This is a genomic window from Pseudomonas sp. C9D1 (genome assembly GCF_056491235.1).
On sequence record NZ_JBSZIE010000002.1, the window covers coordinates 955,358 to 974,264 of the forward strand.

Sequence of the window (18,907 nt, forward strand, 5' to 3'; positions counted from 1 at the left end):
GACACACGTTAGGGCGCGGCGAAAAAAATCTCAAAAAATTTTCAGTGGGCTGTAACCGAATGCCCGGTGCCGGCGAATTACCCATCGAGCCACCGGTGAAAGGCCGGTCGCCACCCTCAACGGACATTGGAGATACGACATGAACAACATCGCTCTCACCGCCGCTGCCCTGGCCCTCGCCACCCTCGCCGGCGGTGCCGTCGCCGCCGACGCCAAGCCCGGCGCCATGGAGAAGTGCTACGGCGTGGCCATGGCCGGGCAGAACGATTGCAAGGCCGGCGCCGGCACCAGCTGCGCGGGCACCTCGAAAAAGGACTACCAGGGCGACGCCTGGAAGAACGTCCCGGCCGGCACCTGCACCTCGATCAAGACGCCCAACGGCATGGGCTCGCTGACCCCGATCAAGTCCTGATCGCCGGCCGTCGACCATGGAACGCCATGCGACGCTGGGCGCCGGACTGGGCCTCAAGCCCGAGCACTACGAACAGGCTCACGCCTGCACGGCGCCGGGGCTGTGGTTCGAGGTGCACCCGGAGAACTACATGGTCGACGGCGGCCCGCGCCTGGACTGGCTGCAAGCCATAGGTGCGCGCCACCCGCTGTCGCTGCACGGGGTTTCGCTGTCCCTGGCAGCGGACTGCCCGCCCGACCCGGACCACCTGCGGCGCCTGCGCGCCCTGGCGGATCGGGTACAGCCGGCCCTGGTCTCCGAGCACCTCGCCTGGTCCACCTGGCGCGGCGTCTACAACCCGGACCTGCTGCCCTTCCCCCGCACCGAGGCGGCACTGGAGCGCATCACCGACAACATCGCCCGCACCCAGGACGCCCTGGGGCGGCGCATCGCCATCGAGAACCCCAGCCACTACCTGCGCATGAACGGCCACGAACGCCAGGAGATCGACTTCCTCGCCGAACTGAGCCGGCGCAGCGGTTGCGGATTGCTGCTGGACCTGAACAACGTGCAGGTCAGCGCGCACAACCTGGACTTCGACCCGGGCGCCTACGTGGACGCCTTCCCCGCCGAGGCCATCCTTGAACTGCACCTCGCCGGGCACAGCCGCGACGAAGGCGGCAGCGGGCTGCTGGTGGACTCCCACGACGCCCCCATCGACGCCGCGGTCTGGGCACTGTATCGGCGCCTGATCGCCCGCATCGGCCCGCGCCCGACCCTGATCGAACGCGACGACCGCATCCCCCCCTTCACCGAATTGCTGGCCGAGCGCGACACCGCCCAGGCCTTGCTCGACGGCCTGGAGCCACGGCCATGAGCCTCGCCCTCGGCGCCTTCCAGGACGCCTTCATCGACGCCGCCCGTGGCAACCCCGGGGCACCGGACAGCGCAGAGCGGCGGCTGGTGGCCGAACTCGCCGGCCAGGCCGGTTTCGACCTCTACCGCAACACCCTGATGAAGGGCTGCGTGGATGCGCTGCGGGCCAACTTCCCAGCAGTGGAGCGCCTGGTGGGCGCCGACTGGTTCGGCGCGGCGGCGGCGTTGCATGTGCGCCAGTCGCCCCCGGCCTCGGTGCAGTTGCTCGACTACGGCCTTGGCTTCGCTGACTTCCTCGATGCCTTCGAGCCGGCCCGCGATCTGCCCTACCTGGGCGCGGTGGCGCGGCTGGACCGGCTCTGGGTCGAGGTGTTCGCCGCAGCGGAGCGGCCGTCTCTCGCGCTCGGCGCCATCGCCGACCTCGGCCCCGAGGCGCTGGGCGCCCTGTGCCTGCGCCCACGACCGGCACTGCGCTGGCTCTGGTGCGCCGACATGCCGGCCTACAGCATCTGGCGCCACCAGCGCGAGGAGCGGCCCCTGCCCGACAGCCTGGAATGGCACGGCGAAGGCGCCCTGCTCGGCCGCAGCGACGGCCAGGTGACCTGGCAGCCCCTGGGCCCGGGCGGCTGCGCCTTCCTCGACGCCTGCGCCCGGGGCCTGACACTGGACGAGGCCAGCGGCCTGGCCCTGGCCGCCGACCCCACACTCGATTTCATCGACCTGCTCGGCCGCCTGCTGGCGGCCGGCGCCTTCACTCCCCTGCTCGCCACGCGCGACACCTGACCGGAGCACCGCCCATGGATACCCCGCACGCCCAGCCGATCTCGGCCGGCCCCATCGCCCCCCGCAGCCTGGCCGCGCGGCTGCACGCCCTGCTCCCCGACGCGTTGCTGTTGCTGGTGGCACGCCTGGGCATCGCCGGGGTGTTCTTCCTCTCCGGGCGCACCAAGGTGGAGGGTGTCCTGAGTATCACCGACAGCACCTACGAGCTGTTCCGCAGCGAATACGCGCTGCCCCTGCTGCCGCCGGAAGTGGCCGCGCACCTGGCCACCTATGCCGAACACCTGTTCCCGCTGCTGCTGGTGCTGGGCCTGTGCACCCGCCTCTCGGCCCTGGCGCTGCTGGGCATGACGCTGGTGATCCAGGTGTTCGTCTACCCCGACGCCTGGTCCACCCACCTCAGCTGGGCCGGGCTCCTGCTGCTGCTCGTCGGGCGCGGCGCGGGCGCCTGGTCGCTGGACTGCAGGCTGGGCCTGCGCTAAGGCAGGCGGCCGCTAGGGCTGCACGGGGCAGCAGCCGGTGACCACCGCCGTGCCCGGCTCGAAGGGCGAGCGCAGGCCGCCGAGCAGTTGCAGGCGCAGTTCGGGGTCCTGGGTGCGTGGGTCCAGCCAGATGCCGAAAAAGGTCCGTGCGAACAGCGGGTCGCGCACCTCATAGGGCGCGCGCCCTTCCACGTACAGGCGCCCGCCGACGCCGGGCAGGTAGACGCCGGTGATGCGCTGACCGGGTTCGACATCGACGAAGGCGCGCTCCATCTCCGCCTGCCAGGCACCCAGCCGGGCCGCATCCACCGCCTCGCCGCCGAGGCGCTGCAGGTCGTCGAGGCTGGCTTCCACCAGGGTGTCGCGGCTGATGGTGCGCTGGTAGACCAGTTCCAGGGCGAAGGGCCGGTCCTCCCCCAGCACCGCGCCGGGGGCCCACAGCCTGGCATCGTAGATATGGAAGCCGTAGGCGCTGAACTCGCCGCTACCCACCACCTGCGCATCCGGCACAGCCTCGCGCCAACCGTCGGCCAGTGCCTGTTGCAGGCCCAGCAGGCCGATGAACGCGACGACCAGCAGGCGGTACGGCGAAAGGGGATTCTGGCTCACGGGATGACGCCTCCTGGGAATGGATGCGGGCAGTGTGCTGCCGCCAGATTGCAATATTCCGTACGGGCCCTTCGCTTCGTCGGCTCAGGGCTGCAGCAGCTCCAGCACGGCAGCTACCGTGTCCTCCGGTGCTTCCTGGGGGATGTTGTGGCCGACACCGGGCAACAGCTGGCGTCGGTAGGGGCCGGTGAAGTGCGCGGCGCTGTCGTCCACCTCGGGCGGTGGGCCGACGCCATCGTCCAGGCCGCTGAGGGAGATGCTTGGCACGCCGATGACCGGTTGCGCCGCCAGCTGCCGCTCGATGGCCTCCAGCGCCGGGTCGCCCGGTGCGTAGCCATAGCGATGGCGGTAGGAATGGATCACCACCTCGACGAAGTCCGGGTTGTCGAAGGCCTCGGCGCTGGCGGCATAGGTGGCCTCATCGAAGCGCCAGGTTGGTGACCACAGCTGCCAGAGCAGGCGACACAACGCCCGCCGGTTCGCCTCCAGCCCCAGGTGCCCGCGCGGCGTGTGGAAATAGAACTGGTACCAATAGCGGAACTCCTGCTCGGGCGCGGCCGGCGTGCCCGAGACAGCGATGTTCTGGATGTTGTAGCCATCCCCCGTCACCAGTGCCCGCACCCGCTCCGGCCACAGCGCCGCGACGATGCAGGCGGCGCGCCCGCCCCAGTCGTAACCCACCAGGGTCGCCCGGGGGATCGCCAGCGCATCCATGAAGTCCAGCAGGTCCTGGCCCAGGGCCGCCTGCTGGCCGGAACGCGGGGTGTCCCCGGCCAGGAAGCGCGTGGAGCCATAGCCACGCAGGTGCGGCACCAGCACCCGCAGCCCCTGGGCGACCAGAGCCGGTGCCACGGCGTCGTAAGCGCGCGGCGAATAGGGGAAGCCGTGGAGCAGGATCACCACCTCATCCCCCGCGCCATGCTCCTCATAGGCCAGCGCCAGGCTGGGTGTGCGGACCTTGTGGATCTCCCTTGCGGTCATGCCGTGCTCCTTCATCGATGATCGGGACAGCTTAGCCAGCCGCCGCCGAACCGCCGGCCGGAACCAACTCCGCGGCCCTGGAACCTAACGACCATCGACAGCCTCGCATCGAGGTCACCCGCCATGCCCGCCTCTCTCCAGCGCCCCTTGCTCGTCCTCGCCCTCGTCACCTGCACCGCCCTGGCCGCCGAGGAAGACGCCCCCGACCCAGGCGCCCTCGCCGCCCTGGTGAAGATGGGCGAACACCTGCGCGGCCTGCAGCAGTACGCCGTAGACGCCGAAAGCGACAGCGACCAGTTGCTGGAAAACGGCCAGGCGCTGGTGGTGCATGCCCGCACTCAACTGCTGGTGAGCGCGCCGGACAAGCTGCGCGTGCAGGTGACGAGTACCGACTACCAGCGCAGCCTGTTCTACGACGGCCAGCAGTTCACCCTCTACGACAGCCGCCAGGGCTACTTCGGCCGGGAGGTGGCGCCCACCAGCCAGGAGGAACTGCTGGCCCTGCTTGGCGAGCGCTACGGCATCCAGCTGCCGCTGGCCGATCTCATCCACTGGGGGCCAGACACCGCCCAGCGGGTCGGCATCGGCAGCGCGCTCCACGTCGGCACCGAGCAGGTCGGCGACCAGAGCTGCGAGCACTACGCCTATCGCCAGCCGGGCCTGGACTGGCAGCTGTGGCTACGCCAGGGCGACGAGCCCCTGCCCTGCAAGAGGGTGCTGACCCGCCTCGACCAACCCGAACGCCCGCGCCACAGCGTGACCTACCAGTGGGACACCCTGCCCATGGTCGGCCCCACCGACTTCGTCTTCACCCCGCCCGAAGGGGCGAAGCCGGTGCCGTTGCTGGAGTTGCAGGCGGGGGTGGGTGGAGAACGCAAGCCCTGAGCGCCCTGTCACTCGTTGCGTTGGAAACGGAAATCGGCCGATGACCGGCCACGGAGGGTAAGCAAGCGTTCCGGCCGCTGCGCGACGCCACAAAGACAGCGTATGCCAGGGAGGCGTACCGATAACGCCGTGGACAGCCCACGGGAGAGGCGCTAATTTCTGCCGCCTCGGCGCCCCTGCTGGCCGCCACGACAAGGAACGTCCCATGAAGTACCTGCTCACCCTGCTGCTGGCCATCACCCTCGCGGGCTGCCAGAACAGCCCGTTCCAGCCCCAGGACATCCCCGCCGCCGGCCCCTACCGGCATGACGACACCGGCATCGTCTTCCCGACCACCTCCGGCATCTTCCTCCGCACCCAGATCATGCGCTTCGACGAGCGGGCCCGGCACATCATGGTCGGCTACAACTCCGAGCTGATCGCCCAGCCCGTCGTCTTCACCGCCTATGTCTACCCGGCGCCGCAGGTCAGCTCGATCGGCTCGCCGGCGGATGTCATCGCAGCGGCCCGGCACCAGCTGGTGCTCAACCACCAGCAACAGCAGAAGCAGGAAATCCTCACCTTCCACAAGACCGGCAAGCTGGTCGGCGAGCAACCGGTGACCCTGGACTACCGGGGCCAGGCCATCCCCGGCCTGCGCGCGGACTTCGAATTCGTCGAGCCCTTCGCCGGCGAAGTGCAACCGATCCGCTCCTCGCTCTACCTGTTCGAGCTGGGCGACAGTCTGCTCAAGTTCCGCGTCTCCGCACCTGCATCGGTGGACAGCGAGGCGGCGGTCAAGGCGATGATCGAGGGGATTGCCGGTTCGGCGGGTCGCTAGTCGCTTCGAAGGACCAGCCGTTCATCACTTGGAGAAGGCACGCCCATGCAGATGACTCCCGAGCTGCACAAAAAGGCATTGAGTGCGCGAACGGGCACGGTATGCAGCGCTTTCGCGGAACTCATACGGCTGCGCCAGTTCGTACTGAGCCAGCAGGACCTCGCCCTGCTTGAATCCAGAGGCGACCCATTCATTGACGGTTGGGTCTTTGCCTATCGCTACTACAGCGCACCGTCCGAGCATCACGAGATGCTGCGTCTTGGATTGGCCAGCAGCAATGCACGGGTGCGCGAGCAGGCATGCGACATCGTCGGCGATAACGCCATCCATGAATTCAGACCAGAGCTTGAAGCGCTGAGCCACGACGGTGAGGCGTTCGTTGCGGAAGCTGCCAGCTATTGCCTCATCCAGCTAAGCAATGGCTAACCCAACCAGAGTCCCCATCGAAGAAAGGCTCGCAGCGCCCTCCTTGAGCACCTCTGCGTTGGGCTTCGTACCTCAGCCCAACCTACGACTGGAATTTTTGCGACCTGGGTCTAGGCTCGGCACTTCCGAAAACATCACAAGGAGCGATACGTGAAGGAATACAGACATGTCGTCATCGACAAGGCAGGCGTTGGTCTAGCGACCCTAAGACAGTCTCTGGACCAGGCCGGGTTGGAGACAGCCCAGCAGCGGGGCATTCAGCTGGCCACAGGCTCGGTCAGGCTCGAGCATCACTTGAACGTGTTCCTGTGGGACGACACCACTGCCGGCCAGAAGGGTTACATCAACCTCATCCTGGCGGGCAACTGCGTTGCGGTGAAGGTTCGCTGGACGACGCTGACCGAGCCGGGAATCATCTTCTCCGGCACCCTGCAGGGGGACAACGGGCACAACGGCCCGCCACAGGGAAAATCCACCAACGGAGCCTGGGCTTACAAAGGCAGCATTCCCCGCAATTACTGCTTCATCGAAGGGGTGGATACCGAGCAGACCCCAGGCTACGCAAAGTGGAAGTCCGGGACTGGTTGGCAGTAAGTCCCCGGTCTTAATGTCTATGCGTTGGGCTTCGTACCTCAGCCCAACCTACGGGGCGTAGCCCGGGCTTCAGCCCGGGAGCCTCAACGCATCAGCGCCAGGTAGACGCCGCAGGCCAGGGCCAGGAGCCCGGCGGGGATGGCCAGCAGGGAGATGCGGTCGATCTGCCGGGAAAGGCGGATCACGCCGCCGAGGTCATCGGCTTCGGCGGCGCTGCGGCGGCGCAGCACGGGGACCAGGCAGAGGGCGTTGCCGGCCACGGCCACCAGGCCCGCGACCACTTTCAAGGCATAGAGGCCGTCGAAGCGCACCGGCTCGATCAGCAGCAGCCCGGTGACCAGCGCCAGGCTGAAGGCCGGCATCTCGAAGAACAGGTCGATGCGCCGGTGCATCCGCGCGACGGTGAAGCCCTGGGCGCGGCTGGTGGCGCGCCCCTGCTCCAGCAGGAATTCGACCGCGACAACACCGAGCCAGAAGGCTACGGCGAACAGGTGGAGCTGCAGCAGCAGGGGCATGGCCATATCCTCAGCAGGGAGTGGGTTCGGGGTGCCTGGCACGGCGTTGCGGTGCGTGGGCCAGCAGCCATTTCAGGATGTCGTCCCAGAGCGGTTCGGAACCCGCGCGGAAATAGCCCATATGGCCGATGGGCTCGCCGCCCTGCGGGGGATGCAGGTCGCGCCGGGTCAGCGGGGCGTTGCTGTAGCCCTTGACGAAGGCGTCCCGCGAGCGCGGCGGTGCCCAGGGATCGTCCACCGAGGTGGCGAACACGCAGGGCGTGCGGACACTGGCGTAGAGCCCGGCGACATGGGCCATGCCGGGGTCGTCGAAGTAGTAGTGCGGGTGGCGGCACCAGCGCTTCCAGTCGCGGTACACACCCAGGGGCAGGTCGTCGCCCATGCCCAGCAGGCTCCAGGCCATGTAGCCCTTCCAGGCGACGATGGGCGGCAGTACCAGGCTCCACAGCAGGCGGGTTTTCAGGGCCTCACCGCGAGGCATCCAGCCGCTCCAGCCGGCGCCGCTGCCGAGGCTGTAGCACGCGGCGAGGCGATCATGGTTGGGCAGCAGGCCGATGGCGTGCCCCCCGAAGGAATGCCCCACCCAGTACAGCGGCAGCGCGTCGGCGCCGAGCAGGTCCACTGCGGCAGCCAGGTCCTGGTAGGCCCAGTCGAGGTAGGCCATGTGGAAGCCCTTGAGCGTCGCCGGGGCGGATTCGCCGACGCCGCGGTAATCCAGGGTCAGTACGTTGAGCCCCTGCCGCGCCGCATGCTCGGCGAAGCGCCGGTAGAAGCGCTGCTGCACACCCGTGGCGCCGGCCAGGAGCAGGTTGCCCCGGGCCTCGCCCGCTGCGTGGTAGCGGGTAGCGACCAGGGGGTAGCCGTCGCGTGCGGGCAGGCTGATCTTCTCCACGCGGATGCCCTGTTCGGGAAGGTGCTTGGTCATCGTCTCGTTCATGTTCCAGCTATTCATCTATCCAGCTATTCAGGTCGGGCCGGCGCCCGGGTGGCCGCCGACCGTTCAACCGCGTTTCAGCGGCCTGTGAAGACCGGTTCGCGCTTCTGCATCATCGCCATCACCCCTTCGCGCACGTCTTCGCTGCGGATCAGGCCGAACAGCAGTTCGTTGAGCTGCGAGAGTGCCGCGTCAGCGCCTTCGTCCCGCGCCTGGAAGGCGGACTGCAGCGTGGCGCGGATGGCCAGGGGCGCGGCCTTGGCGATGCGCTCGGCATATTCGATGGCCCTCGTCAGCGCCTGGCCCGGCTCGACCACCTCGGTGAGCAGGCGCATGCGCAGCGCCTCGGCGGCGTCGAAGGTTTCGCCGGTGAGCATGTAGCGCATGGCATCGGTCCAGCCGGCGGCCTGGGTGAAGCGCACGGTGGAGCCGCCGGACGGCGGGATGCCGCGCAGCACCTCAAGATGGGCGAAACGGGCATCGCGGGCGGCGATGGCGATATCGGCGTTGAGCACCAGTTCGATGCCCGCCGTCCAGCAGGTGCCTTCCACCGCGACCACCACCGGCTTGGTGCGGCGCGGCTTGGACACGCCCCAGGGGTCGATGCCCTCGCTGGGGTACTGGAAGCCGCCGGAGGCGAGCTTGGGCGTCAGCTCCAGCAGGTCGAGGCCAGCGGTGAAGTGCTCGCCATGAGCGAAGAGCACGGCGCAGCGCATGGCCTCGTCACGCTCGTATTCGCCGATGGCGAGGGACAGGTCGGCAAGCATGGCGCTGTCGAAGGCATTGCGCTTGCCGGCCCGGTCCAGGCCGATCAGAAACAACTGGTCCCGCCGTTCCCGCGTGACGCGTCCCGCCCCGCTGTTGGCTTCGCTCATGAATAGTCTCCTGGGTGTCGATGGCTGTCTGGCGAAGGCTTCGCCAGTTACTTACCGTTTGTTCGGCCAGGAGAAACTAAACAAACATTCGGTAACCGTCAAATTGAGGTGGCGAGGCTTATGCCCTAGAATCAGCGGCCTTGATCGAGAGCAGGAAATCCACCGTGCGACCGCCAAAAATCTCCCGCGACGAACTCCTCCAGCACTGCGCCAACACCTTCAAGCGGCTGGGCTACCACGGCACCACCATGGATGCGCTGGCGACGGCGTGCGGGCTGACCAAGGCCTCGTTCTACCACCACTACCCGAACAAGGAATCGCTGCTGCGCGACGTGCTGGCCTGGACCCACGAGCGCATCGGCAAGGCGCTGTTCGCCATCGCCTTCGATGAAGAACTGGCGCCCCACGAGCGCCTGGCGAAGATCGGCCACAAGGCCGGCAAGCTGTTCCAGGACGATGCCATCGGCTGCCTGATGGCGGTGGTCGCGGTGGATGCGACCTACGGCAAGAGCGAGTTGATGGAGCCGATCCGCAGCTTCCTCGACGACTGGGCCGCCGCCTTCGCCAACCTCTACCGAGCGGACTTCGGCGAGGCGCAGGCCGGCGAGCTGGGCCGCCAGCTGGTGGCCGATTACGAAGGCGCCATCCTCCTCGCGCGCATCTACAACGCCCCCGCCTATATCGACGCCGTCACCCGCCGCGCACTGCAACAGCTCCAGGCGCAGGGCTGACCCGCACGCATCAGAGCGTGGTCGCCCTGCCCTGGCGATCCAGCTCGAACACCTTGGTGCCCATCAACCGCTCGCGCAGCCAGCGTTGCGCCTGGCCACGGCCATGGCGGCGCCGCCAGAGCAGGTCGACCCCCACCAGCCAGTCGGTGTGCGGGTAGGCGGCGAGCTGCAGCTCCACCAGTTCGCCGGCGGCCAGCTCGCGCTGCACCAGTTGGCGCGGCAGGGTCGCCCAGCCGAGGCCGGCCCGCACCATCTCCACCAGCGCCATGTAGCTCTCCGCCTGCCACAGGCGCGTGGCGCGCAGGTATTCACTGCTGGGCAGCTTGCTGGCGTGGGCGCTGAAGGCCAGCCGGCGATGGGCGTGCAGGTCGTCGAAGCTGACCGTCTCGCGCTGCGCCAGCGGGTGCCGGGGGTGGGTGACGTGGACCATGATCAGCTTGCCCAGTTGCTGGAATTCCAGCTCGCGCGGGTATTCCGGCTGGGAGAAGGCGATGCCCAGCTCCACCTCGCCGCGCTGCAGCATGCCGGCGACATCGCCGTGGTGCGGGTGGCGGATGATCAGGTCGACATGGGGAAAGGCCTGCTCGAAGTCCCGCAGCACCGGCATCACCGTCGCGTAGGGCACCTCGATGGCCAGGGTCAGGCTGGGCTCGGTCTCCTCCGCCAGGCTGTCGGCGTGCCCCTGCAAGGCCAGGCAGCGCGCCAGCACCGCCTCGGCCTCCAGCTGCAGCTTGTGGCCACCGGCGGTGAGGGTGGGGATGCGCGTGGAGCGGTCGAACAGCTCCACCCCCAGGTCGGTCTCCAGGTTGGCGATGGCCGCGCTGACGGTGGACTGGGTGCGCCCCAGGCGCCGGGCAGCGGCGGAGAAGGAACCGGCCTGCACCACGGCGACGAACACCTGGAGCTGATCAAGGGAAAAACGCATCGTCGTGCCCACCGCAACCATCGGAATAAGCGATGGTTATTCATTTGTTCCATCGCCTTCAAGCCCCTGAAGATGCCCGCAAGCCAGCACTGCCTCCTCGAAACGCTGGGCAACCCGCCCCCAATAACAAAAACAGCTGCACCTTCAGGAGATACCCATGAGCCCTACTCCCACCCACCCGGTCGACCAGCTACTCCCCATCCGGCAACTTCTGACCTTTGGCCTGCAACACGTCCTGGTGCTCTACGCCGGCGCCGTGGCGGTGCCGCTCATCCTCGGCAGCGCCCTGGGCCTGAGCAATGCGCAGATCGTCCTGCTGATCAACGCCAACCTGCTCACCTCGGGCATCGCCACGCTGATCCAGACCTTGGGCTTCTGGAAGTTCGGCGCGCGCCTGCCGCTGGTGCAGGCCTGCTCCTTCATCGCCCTGGCGCCGATGATCATGATCGGCAAGGAATACGGCCTGGCCCAGGTATTCGGCGCGGTGATCGCCGCCGGGGTGATCACCATCGCCCTGGCACCGGTGTTCAGTCGCCTGCTGCGCTTCTTCCCGCCGGTGGTGATCGGCAGCCTGATCACCATCATCGGCATCTCGCTGATGCCCGCAGCGGCCATCTGGCTGGGCGGCGGCAACCCGGATGCCGCCGACTTCGGCGCGCCGGCCAACCTGCTGCTGGGGCTGGCCACGGCCGCCATCATCCTTGCGGTCTATGCGCGCTTCTCCGGCTTCATCGGCAACCTCAGCGTGCTCATCGGCCTGCTGCTGGGCAGCCTGCTGGCGGCGGCCTGCGGCATGACCGACTTCAGCCGCGTCGGCGAGGCGGCCTGGTTCGAGCTCTCCGCCCCCATGGCCTTCGGCGTGCCGCAGTTCTCACTGACGCCGATCCTGATCATGACCCTGGCAATGCTGGTGATCATGGCCGAGACCACCGGCAACTGCCTGGCCATCGGCCAACTCACCGGCCGCTCCGTGGATGCGCGCACCCTGGGCAACGCCTTCCGCGCCGACGGCCTGTCCACGGTGATCGGCGGCCTGTTCAACAGCTTCCCCTACAACGCCTTCACCCAGAACACCGGGCTGATCGCCCTCTCCCAGGTGAAGAGCCGCTTCGTGGTGGCCGCCGCCGGCGGGATCATGATCCTCATGGGCCTGTTCCCCAAGCTCGGCGCCCTGATCGCCGCCGTGCCGACCCCGTGCTCGGCGGCGGCGCCATCGTGATGTTCGGCATGACCACGGTGGCGGGCATCCAGGAGCTCTCGCGGGTGCGCTTCGAAGGCACGCGCAATGCACTGGTGGTCGCCGTCTCGGTGAGCGTCGGCGTGCTGCCGATGTCCTTCCCCGCGCTCTTCGCCCATGCCCACGGCGCCCTGAAGCTGGTGCTGGAGAGCGGCATCTTCCTCGGCGCCATCACCGCCATCGTCCTCAACCTGCTGCTCAACGGTCGTGAGCCCGCCGAGCACACCGCGAGCGGCACCGCCGACCTCGCCGACTGACCTTTCTCTCGCGCCCTGCGCACCCACTGCCCAAGGAGTCACCCATGACCTTCACCCACCTGGTACCCGCCGGGGTCAGCGACCTCGACCTGGAACTGCTGCGCGAATCCATCCGCCTCTCGCAGGCGTCGCGCCAACGCGGCCGTCACCCCTTCGCCGCCCTGGTGGCGGACCGCGACGGCAAGGTGATCGCCAGCGCCGGCAACAACTCGATGCCGCCGGAAGGCGACCCGACCCAGCACGCCGAACTGGTGGCGGTGGCCAAGGCCGCACGCCTGCTGAGCCCCGAGGCCCTCGCCGAATGCACCCTCTACACCAGTGCCGAACCCTGCTGCATGTGCGCCGGCGCGGTGTACTGGACCGGTGTCGGCCGGGTGGTCTATGCGCTGTCCGAGCACGCGCTGCTGGAGCTGACCGGCGCCCACCCGGAGAACCCCACCTTCTCCCTGCCCTGCCGCGAGGTGTTCGCCCGCGGCCAGCGCCAGGTGACGGTGCTGGGGCCGATGCTGGAGCAGGAGGCGGCGGCGCCCCACGAAGGGTTCTGGACGTGAAGGGCATTTCCATCCATGTCGTCGACGTCGCCAGCGGCTGCGTCGCCGAAGGGCTGGCGCTGCAATTGGAGCGCCTCGACGGCGAACGCCGCGAGCTGATCCACGCCGGGCGCATCGGCGCGGACGGGCTGTTCGCCGGGCTCGCGGGCGAAGCCGGCCGCTGCGTGCCGGGGGTCTACGAGGTCCGCCTGCAGGTGGCGGACTTCTACCGCGCCCAAGGCATGGCGCTGCCCGAACCGGCCTTCCTCGACCTGCTGGTCTACCGCTTCGGCCTGGCCGACAGCGGGCAGCACTACCACCTGCCGTTCAAGCTCACCGCCTGGGGCGTCTCCTGCTTCCGCGGCGGCGCCTGAGCCTGCCAGCGCCGGCATTTCCGTGCGTACGACCCTGCGCTGCAGGTACGGAAATGCCCGCCATCGCCCCAGTCGTACCGGCGCGGCAGGAACCAGGCAGGCGCGCGCCGGTGTCGCTGTCGGCTGGTTACGGGTCGCATCCGGGGGGCAAGGTCGCGGACAGGCTCGGTAGGTTGCCGGCAGGGGGACGCCAAGGCCCAGGCCAGACGCGTCCGTGACCACCAGAGGGCTCGGAGCGACCATGACCATCCAGGCTATTTCCCACACCACCTCGTCCGTCGATCCGGCGACCTTGCGCAAGGTCATCGCCGCGTCGGCCATCGGCAACTTCGTCGAGTGGTTCGACTTTGCCGTGTACGGCTTCCTCGCGGTGACCATCGCCGGCCTGTTCTTTCCGCCAGGCAACGCCTCCCTCGCGCTGCTGCAGACCTTCGCCGTGTTTGCCGTGTCGTTCGCCCTGCGCCCGCTGGGCGGGATCGTCTTCGGCATCCTCGGGGACAAGGTCGGGCGCAAGCGCATCCTGGCCATCACTGTATTGCTGATGGCCGCGGCCACCACCCTGATCGGCCTGCTGCCGACCTATGGGTCCATCGGCCTGCTCGCCCCGCTGCTGCTGGCCCTGGCCCGCTGCATCCAGGGCTTTTCCGCCGGCGGGGAGTATGCCGGCGCCTGCGCGTTCGTCATGGAGCATGCGCCCACCGAGCGGAAAGCCCGGTACGGCAGCTTCGTCCCGGTGTCGACCTTCATGGCCTTTGCCGCCGCCGCAGGCATCGTGTTCGGCATGGGGTTGCTCCTGTCCGAGGCCCAGATGCAGGACTGGGGCTGGCGCGTGCCCTTCCTGGTCGCCGCCCCCCTGGGGCTGATCGGCCTGTACATGCGTCTGCACCTGGACGAGTCACCGGCGTTCCGTGCCCTGGCGGCGGCCCCGCAGGCGGCTCATTCGCCGCTGAAGGAAACCCTGCTGGAGCATGGCCGCACGATCTTCTGCCTCTCGGCCTTCATTTCCGCCACCGCGCTGTCGTTCTATACCTTCACCACCTACCTCACCACCTACATGCAGGTGGTCGGCGGAGCCTCGCGGCCGACCGCCCTGCTCGCCAGCCTGGTGGCCCTGCTGTTCGCCGCCTTGCTGTGCCCGCTGGTGGGGCGCTATTCGGACCGGGTCGGGCGTCGGCGCACCATCTTCACGGGGTGCGCCTGCCTGATCGTCGCGGTCTACCCGGCCTTCATGCTGGCAGGTTCGGGCAGCCTGCTCGCCGCAGCGCTGGGGGCGATGCTGCTGGCGGTAGGCGCGGTGGTCTGTGGCGTGGTGACGGCGGTGCTGTTGTCCGAGCAGTTCCCGACCCAGGTTCGCTACACCGCCTCGGCATTCACCTACAACCTGGCCTATACGGTCTTCGGGGGCACCGCACCGCTGGTGGCGACCTGGCTGATCGGGCAGACCGGCAATCCCATGTCGCCCGCTTTCTACCTGATCGCCATCGCCCTGCTGGCCCTGGCTGGCGGCATGGCGCTGCCGGAGTCTTGCAAACGGTCCCTGGATTACCAGCCGGAATGACAACCGTCGCCCCCGGCAAAGACGCCCTGTCGCTGACCGGCGGCGGAACATCCCGCCCGCCTGGGGACTCGAACGTCCAGATGCCCCAGGCGAGCGGATTATTCGAACGCCGGACTTGCCGCAGCGGCAAAAATTACGCAGAGTGTAAATAGATTATGAAAACAATAGCGTCAGCGGTGAGCCTGCCGACCGACGCCCTGCCCTGCGAGTGCCCGCCATGGACCTCTACACCTATTACCGCTCCACCTCGTCCTATCGCGTACGCATCGCGCTTGCGCTGAAGGGCCTGGAGGTCCAGCACCTGCCGGTCAACCTGATCCGCGACGGCGGCGAACACCGCCAGCCCGAGTACCGCGCGATCAACCCCCAGGGCCGCGTCCCCGCCCTACGCACCGACTCCGGCGAGGTGCTGATCCAGTCCCCCGCCATCATCGAATACCTCGAAGAGACCCACCCGCAACCGGCCCTGCTGCCCGGCGATGCGCTGCAGCGCGCACGCCAGCGCCAGGTCGCCGCGCTGATCGGCTGCGACATCCACCCGCTGCACAACGTCGCCGTGCTCAACCGCCTGCGCCAGCTGGGCACCGACGAGGATGGCGTGAACGCCTGGATCGGCCACTGGATCAGCGAAGGCCTGGCCGCCGTCGAAGCGCTGATCGGCGACGACGGTTTCTGCTTCGGCACCGAGCCGGGGCTGGCGGACGTCTACCTGCTGCCCCAGCTCTACGCCGCCCGACGCTTTGCCGTGGACCTGGCGCCCTACCCGCGTATCCTCAGGGTTGAGCGCCTGGCCCTGGAACACCCGGCCTTCCGCAAGGCCCACCCGGACGCCCAGGCCGACAAGCCGGCCTGAGGAGCACACATGCAGACCCTCGGTTTCAAAGTGACCATCGGCGACTTTCTCGCCCGCAGCGTGCGCGGCGTTCCCTGCGCGCCACCGCCCCTTGCCTGAATCGACGCCCCACCGACTTTCATCCGATTCAGGCGCCGCCGCGCGCCACTGCAAGGAGCCAGAACATGGCCGACATCTTTGAAAACCCCATGGGCCTGATGGGCTTCGAATTCATCGAGCTGGCATCGCCGGTGCCCAACCTGCTGGAACCCATCTTCGCCAGCATGGGCTTCACCAAGGTGGCCACCCACCGCTCCAAGGACGTGCACCTGTATCGCCAGGGCGAGATCAACCTGATCCTCAACAACGAGCCGAAGAGCGCCGCCTCCTATTTCGCCGCCGAGCACGGTCCCTCCGTGTGCGGCATGGCCTTCCGTGTGAAGAACGCGCACAAGGCCTATGCCCGCGCCCTGGAGCTGGGCGCCCAGCCGATCGAGATCCCCACCGGCCCGATGGAGCTGCGCCTGCCGGCGATCAAGGGCATCGGCGGCGCGCCGCTGTACCTGATCGACCGCTTCGGCGAAGGCTCGTCCATCTACGACATCGACTTCGAGTTCATCGAAGGCGTGGAGCGCAACCCCAGGGGCGCCGGGCTGAAGATCATCGACCACCTCACCCACAACGTGTATCGCGGGCGCATGGCCTACTGGGCGGACTTCTACGAGAAGCTGTTCAACTTCCGCGAGATCCGCTACTTCGACATCAAGGGCGAGTACACCGGCCTGACCTCCAAGGCCATGACCGCGCCGGACGGCATGATCCGCATCCCGCTCAACGAGGAATCCTCCAAGGGCGCCGGGCAGATCGAGGAATTCCTCATGCAGTTCAACGGCGAAGGCATCCAGCACGTGGCCTTCCTCACCGACGACCTGGTGAAGACCTGGGACGAGCTCAAGGCCCTGGGCATGCGCTTCATGACCGCACCGCCGGCCACCTACTACGAGATGCTCGAAGGCCGCATCCCCAACCATGGCGAGAAGGTGGAGCGACTGCAGAGCCGTGGCATCCTGCTGGACGGCTCCACCGAGGCCAACGACCGCCGCCTGCTGCTGCAGATCTTCTCGGAAACCCTGATGGGCCCGGTGTTCTTCGAGTTCATCCAGCGCAAGGGCGACGACGGTTTCGGCGAGGGCAACTTCAAGGCCCTGTTCGAATCCATCGAACGTGACCAGATCCGCCGGGGCGTGCTCACCACCGAGTGAGTCACCGCCGCAACGAAAAAGCCCGCATCCGCGGGCTTTTTCATGGGTCGGCAGGTTTGCCTGTGGGAGCGGTTTCAACCGCGAAGCGCATCGCGAGTAAACATCCACGTTCTTAGAACGTGGCTTTGCTTTTGGCCCCCTAGAAGGGGGCGCAATCAGACCTCGGAGCATGCAGCCGCCACTCACTCCGGACGTAGGGTGTGCTGCGCGCACCTCGGACTCGCCGGAAGCACCGCGCGGAGGTGCGCACGGCACACCCTACGGCACGCGTTCATCCTGCTGGGCTCTCAATTCAAACCGTCACAGGCAGAGCCGATGACTCATGACCACGCCCTAAGGACGTGATTTCCCGCGCTCAAATGAATTGGCTCTGTCTGCGTTAGCTGTTTTGGTTTTAATGCAAGCGCTCAAGCACGGCCCTCTCCGGGCGCCCAAGGGTTCGTGCCACCTCCACCGCATGGGTTTCGCTTCGCTCTACGCCATCCTACGAAAGCCCGTGCGCACCACATGGCGATGCGCTGGACGAAGAAAGTTGGAGCAGCCGCCAACGCCCCTCCAGGAGGCCGAACGCAGTCGTTGCGCCGGGGGACGAGCGGCATGGATGCCGCGAGAGGCGCGCCAGGCCATGGATGGCCCATCGCGCCGGCCCCCAGAGCAACGATGGAGTGAGGGAACCCCGGCGAAGCCGGGGCCGGATGATGGGGCAAGCCCTTTTGGTTCCTTTTGAGGCGATTGTTGTATAGACCGAGGACATAGCTGACAGGTGTACGGAGACATGGTTGACACTTTCCGGCGAGCTGCCTTGCCGGGGATCCATACCATGCCTTGGAACACGAGAGACGCCATGAGCTTGAAAGAGGAATTCATTGCGTTGGCCTTACAGCCTGACAGCAACAGGCGAGAACTGTGCCGACGCTTCGGTATCAGCCCGCAAACGGCTTACAAGTGGCTTAAGCGATACGAACAGAGCGGGAGAGATGGCCTGCACGAGAAATCCCGCCGGCCGCTCAATAGCCCCAAGCGGACCCCTCCCGCGCTGGAAACGGAGGTGGTTGCGTTGCGTCAGGCGCATCCTGCGTGGGGCGGACGCAAGATCAGCTATGTCCTTAACTGCGGTATTGCCCCCAGCACTGTGACTAACGTCCTGCACCGCCATCTGCTGATCCTGCCGCCTGAAAAGGAAGCCAAGAAGCCCTGGCAGCGCTTCGAGCACGAGGCCCCCAATGACCTCTGGCAGATGGATTTCAAGGGCTACTTTCCGACCCAGCAAGGCCAGTGTCATCCGTTGACGGTTGTGGATGACCATTCCCGCTTCAACCTGGCGATCCAGGCCTGCGCCAATGAGCGCAAGGAAACGGTTCAGGAAAAGCTGAGCGAAGTCTTCCGCCGCTATGGTTTGCCTGCCCGAATCAACACCGATAACGGCTCCCCTTGGGGCTCGCCACGTAATCCGGGTGAACTATCCGAGCTGGGTGTTTGGCTGGTCCGGCTGGGCATTCGCCTGAGTTTCAGCCGGCCTTACCATCCACAAACCAATGGCAAAAACGAGCGCTTTCATCGCGCGCTCAAAGCTGAAGTACTCAAGGGAAAGCACTTTCACGACTTGATCGAAGCCCAGGCTGCTTTCGATCAATGGAGGGAGATCTACAACCTTCAACGGCCCCACGAAGCGCTGGGCTATCAGGTTCCCATGGAGCGATACCGCACAAGCCCCTGGCCATTTCCAGAAAAACTGGAGGACTTCGAATATGCCCCGGATGACGAAGTGACAAAGGTTTATCACAGCCGATTCCGCTTTAGAAAACACTACTTCCGCATCGCCAAGGGGCTTGCTGGGCACCTGATCGCTATACGTCCCAGGCCTGAAAGCGATGCGTTGTACGACGTGTACTTCTGCCATCAATTTCTACGAACTATCGACCTGAACAACCCTGACTACGGACCATAATGTGTCAACCATGTCCCCGCACATGTGTCCACCATGTCTCCGGTCTATACAAGGCGATTGTCAAAAGGGACTCGCCCGGGGGGGC

General features: G+C 67.1%; 21 protein-coding genes and 1 pseudogene. 16 read left to right on the forward strand and 6 right to left on the reverse strand.

Annotation, left to right across the window (positions count from 1 at the left end):
- Positions 1 to 139: 139 nt before the first annotated feature.
- From ACXI0U_RS12550 to ACXI0U_RS12565, 4 genes are read left to right on the forward strand one after another with little or no spacing between them, the layout of a single operon-like run.
- Positions 140 to 412: a BufA1 family periplasmic bufferin-type metallophore gene (locus ACXI0U_RS12550; RefSeq protein WP_021217973.1), complete on the forward strand. Its 273-nt coding sequence runs from the start codon at positions 140 to 142 to the stop codon at positions 410 to 412.
- 16 nt (positions 413 to 428) lie between these two features.
- A complete protein-coding gene (gene bufB / locus ACXI0U_RS12555; RefSeq protein ID WP_431484798.1) occupies positions 429 to 1,268 on the forward strand; it encodes an MNIO family bufferin maturase in 840 nt (279 codons plus the stop codon).
- Entirely contained in the window at positions 1,265 to 2,050 is a 786-nt protein-coding gene (locus tag ACXI0U_RS12560; protein ID WP_374980544.1) for an HvfC/BufC family peptide modification chaperone, read from the forward strand. The genes bufB and ACXI0U_RS12560 overlap by 4 nt, the downstream gene beginning before the upstream one ends.
- Positions 2,051 to 2,064: 14 nt before the next feature.
- Positions 2,065 to 2,529 (forward strand): DoxX family protein, encoded by a 465-nt coding sequence (locus ACXI0U_RS12565; protein ID WP_479550342.1) that lies wholly within the window; start codon positions 2,065 to 2,067, stop codon positions 2,527 to 2,529.
- Between the two features lie 12 nt (positions 2,530 to 2,541).
- Here ACXI0U_RS12565 and ACXI0U_RS12570 read toward each other — a convergent pair whose 3' ends face one another.
- Together ACXI0U_RS12570 and ACXI0U_RS12575 are read right to left on the reverse strand one after the other, a co-directional pair.
- On the reverse strand, positions 2,542 to 3,138 hold the full coding sequence (locus ACXI0U_RS12570) for a chalcone isomerase family protein (protein WP_374980543.1): 597 nt from the start codon (positions 3,136 to 3,138) through the stop codon (positions 2,542 to 2,544).
- Positions 3,139 to 3,222: 84 nt separating this feature from the next.
- Positions 3,223 to 4,119 (reverse strand): alpha/beta fold hydrolase, encoded by an 897-nt coding sequence (locus ACXI0U_RS12575; protein WP_479550343.1) that lies wholly within the window; start codon positions 4,117 to 4,119, stop codon positions 3,223 to 3,225.
- Between the two features lie 123 nt (positions 4,120 to 4,242).
- Here ACXI0U_RS12575 and ACXI0U_RS12580 point away from each other — a divergent pair, with 123 nt between their 5' ends.
- The 4 genes from ACXI0U_RS12580 (at position 4,243) to ACXI0U_RS12595 (ending at position 6,844) form a co-directional block, all read left to right on the forward strand.
- Positions 4,243 to 5,004, forward strand: coding sequence for a DUF2092 domain-containing protein (locus ACXI0U_RS12580; RefSeq protein ID WP_431484802.1), 762 nt, complete (start codon positions 4,243 to 4,245; stop codon positions 5,002 to 5,004).
- Positions 5,005 to 5,209: 205 nt separating this feature from the next.
- Positions 5,210 to 5,824 (forward strand): hypothetical protein, encoded by a 615-nt coding sequence (locus ACXI0U_RS12585; RefSeq protein ID WP_479550344.1) that lies wholly within the window; start codon positions 5,210 to 5,212, stop codon positions 5,822 to 5,824.
- 45 nt (positions 5,825 to 5,869) lie between these two features.
- Entirely contained in the window at positions 5,870 to 6,250 is a 381-nt protein-coding gene (locus tag ACXI0U_RS12590; protein ID WP_479550345.1) for a hypothetical protein, read from the forward strand.
- A 150-nt stretch (positions 6,251 to 6,400) separates the two neighbouring features.
- Entirely contained in the window at positions 6,401 to 6,844 is a 444-nt protein-coding gene (locus tag ACXI0U_RS12595) for a hypothetical protein (protein ID WP_316924723.1), read from the forward strand.
- Positions 6,845 to 6,927: 83 nt separating this feature from the next.
- Here the strand turns inward: ACXI0U_RS12595 and ACXI0U_RS12600 are convergent, their stop codons facing one another.
- The 3 genes from ACXI0U_RS12600 to ACXI0U_RS12610 form a co-directional block, all read right to left on the reverse strand.
- On the reverse strand, positions 6,928 to 7,359 hold the full coding sequence (locus ACXI0U_RS12600) for a hypothetical protein (protein WP_271658180.1): 432 nt from the start codon (positions 7,357 to 7,359) through the stop codon (positions 6,928 to 6,930).
- A gap of 10 nt (positions 7,360 to 7,369) precedes the next feature.
- Positions 7,370 to 8,284 (reverse strand): alpha/beta hydrolase family protein, encoded by a 915-nt coding sequence (locus ACXI0U_RS12605; protein WP_479550346.1) that lies wholly within the window; start codon positions 8,282 to 8,284, stop codon positions 7,370 to 7,372.
- 86 nt (positions 8,285 to 8,370) lie between these two features.
- Complete coding sequence (locus ACXI0U_RS12610) at positions 8,371 to 9,168, reverse strand: crotonase/enoyl-CoA hydratase family protein (protein ID WP_479550347.1); 798 nt, start codon at positions 9,166 to 9,168, stop codon at positions 8,371 to 8,373.
- A gap of 164 nt (positions 9,169 to 9,332) precedes the next feature.
- Here ACXI0U_RS12610 and ACXI0U_RS12615 point away from each other — a divergent pair, with 164 nt between their 5' ends.
- Positions 9,333 to 9,899 (forward strand): TetR/AcrR family transcriptional regulator, encoded by a 567-nt coding sequence (locus ACXI0U_RS12615; RefSeq protein WP_265169033.1) that lies wholly within the window; start codon positions 9,333 to 9,335, stop codon positions 9,897 to 9,899.
- A gap of 10 nt (positions 9,900 to 9,909) precedes the next feature.
- On the opposite strand, the gene ACXI0U_RS12620 is transcribed toward ACXI0U_RS12615, so the two are convergent.
- Complete coding sequence (locus ACXI0U_RS12620) at positions 9,910 to 10,824, reverse strand: LysR family transcriptional regulator (protein WP_479550348.1); 915 nt, start codon at positions 10,822 to 10,824, stop codon at positions 9,910 to 9,912.
- A gap of 157 nt (positions 10,825 to 10,981) precedes the next feature.
- Here ACXI0U_RS12620 and ACXI0U_RS12625 point away from each other — a divergent pair.
- From ACXI0U_RS12625 to ACXI0U_RS12655, 7 genes and pseudogenes are all read left to right on the forward strand, one after another.
- Positions 10,982 to 12,318: pseudogene (locus tag ACXI0U_RS12625) on the forward strand (nucleobase:cation symporter-2 family protein).
- 44 nt (positions 12,319 to 12,362) lie between these two features.
- A complete protein-coding gene (locus ACXI0U_RS12630; RefSeq protein ID WP_184488792.1) occupies positions 12,363 to 12,869 on the forward strand; it encodes a nucleoside deaminase in 507 nt (168 codons plus the stop codon).
- On the forward strand, positions 12,866 to 13,222 hold the full coding sequence (locus ACXI0U_RS12635) for a hydroxyisourate hydrolase (protein ID WP_043246933.1): 357 nt from the start codon (positions 12,866 to 12,868) through the stop codon (positions 13,220 to 13,222). Before ACXI0U_RS12630 ends, ACXI0U_RS12635 begins: the two co-directional genes overlap by 4 nt.
- Before the next feature lie 241 nt (positions 13,223 to 13,463).
- On the forward strand, positions 13,464 to 14,780 hold the full coding sequence (locus ACXI0U_RS12640; protein WP_184488794.1) for an MFS transporter: 1,317 nt from the start codon (positions 13,464 to 13,466) through the stop codon (positions 14,778 to 14,780).
- Between the two features lie 217 nt (positions 14,781 to 14,997).
- The gene (gene maiA, locus ACXI0U_RS12645) at positions 14,998 to 15,633 is read left to right on the forward strand and encodes a maleylacetoacetate isomerase (protein ID WP_374980532.1); all 636 of its coding nucleotides are present in this window, start codon (positions 14,998 to 15,000) and stop codon (positions 15,631 to 15,633) included.
- Positions 15,634 to 15,797: 164 nt separating this feature from the next.
- On the forward strand, positions 15,798 to 16,874 hold the full coding sequence (hppD, locus tag ACXI0U_RS12650; protein WP_021217994.1) for a 4-hydroxyphenylpyruvate dioxygenase: 1,077 nt from the start codon (positions 15,798 to 15,800) through the stop codon (positions 16,872 to 16,874).
- 820 nt (positions 16,875 to 17,694) lie between these two features.
- Positions 17,695 to 18,822, forward strand: coding sequence for an IS481 family transposase (locus tag ACXI0U_RS12655; RefSeq protein WP_431483515.1), 1,128 nt, complete (start codon positions 17,695 to 17,697; stop codon positions 18,820 to 18,822).
- Positions 18,823 to 18,907: the final 85 nt, after the last annotated feature.

What these genes read in the sequence shown, in the direction of transcription:
- ACXI0U_RS12560 (WP_374980544.1), top strand. Translation starts at nt 1,265, where the DNA reads ATGAGCCTCGCCCTCGGCGCCTTCCAGGACGCCTTCATCGACGCCGCC.
- ACXI0U_RS12620 (WP_479550348.1), bottom strand. Translation starts at nt 10,824, where the DNA reads ATGCGTTTTTCCCTTGATCAGCTCCAGGTGTTCGTCGCCGTGGTGCAG.
- ACXI0U_RS12630 (WP_184488792.1), top strand. Translation starts at nt 12,363, where the DNA reads ATGACCTTCACCCACCTGGTACCCGCCGGGGTCAGCGACCTCGACCTG.
- ACXI0U_RS12655 (WP_431483515.1), top strand. Translation starts at nt 17,695, where the DNA reads ATGCCTTGGAACACGAGAGACGCCATGAGCTTGAAAGAGGAATTCATT.
- ACXI0U_RS12550 (WP_021217973.1), top strand. Translation starts at nt 140, where the DNA reads ATGAACAACATCGCTCTCACCGCCGCTGCCCTGGCCCTCGCCACCCTC.
- ACXI0U_RS12565 (WP_479550342.1), top strand. Translation starts at nt 2,065, where the DNA reads ATGGATACCCCGCACGCCCAGCCGATCTCGGCCGGCCCCATCGCCCCC.
- ACXI0U_RS12605 (WP_479550346.1), bottom strand. Translation starts at nt 8,284, where the DNA reads ATGACCAAGCACCTTCCCGAACAGGGCATCCGCGTGGAGAAGATCAGC.
- ACXI0U_RS12580 (WP_431484802.1), top strand. Translation starts at nt 4,243, where the DNA reads ATGCCCGCCTCTCTCCAGCGCCCCTTGCTCGTCCTCGCCCTCGTCACC.
- ACXI0U_RS12590 (WP_479550345.1), top strand. Translation starts at nt 5,870, where the DNA reads ATGCAGATGACTCCCGAGCTGCACAAAAAGGCATTGAGTGCGCGAACG.
- maiA (WP_374980532.1), top strand. Translation starts at nt 14,998, where the DNA reads ATGGACCTCTACACCTATTACCGCTCCACCTCGTCCTATCGCGTACGC.
- ACXI0U_RS12575 (WP_479550343.1), bottom strand. Translation starts at nt 4,119, where the DNA reads ATGACCGCAAGGGAGATCCACAAGGTCCGCACACCCAGCCTGGCGCTG.
- ACXI0U_RS12585 (WP_479550344.1), top strand. Translation starts at nt 5,210, where the DNA reads ATGAAGTACCTGCTCACCCTGCTGCTGGCCATCACCCTCGCGGGCTGC.
- ACXI0U_RS12610 (WP_479550347.1), bottom strand. Translation starts at nt 9,168, where the DNA reads ATGAGCGAAGCCAACAGCGGGGCGGGACGCGTCACGCGGGAACGGCGG.
- hppD (WP_021217994.1), top strand. Translation starts at nt 15,798, where the DNA reads ATGGCCGACATCTTTGAAAACCCCATGGGCCTGATGGGCTTCGAATTC.
- ACXI0U_RS12640 (WP_184488794.1), top strand. Translation starts at nt 13,464, where the DNA reads ATGACCATCCAGGCTATTTCCCACACCACCTCGTCCGTCGATCCGGCG.
- ACXI0U_RS12600 (WP_271658180.1), bottom strand. Translation starts at nt 7,359, where the DNA reads ATGCCCCTGCTGCTGCAGCTCCACCTGTTCGCCGTAGCCTTCTGGCTC.
- bufB (WP_431484798.1), top strand. Translation starts at nt 429, where the DNA reads ATGGAACGCCATGCGACGCTGGGCGCCGGACTGGGCCTCAAGCCCGAG.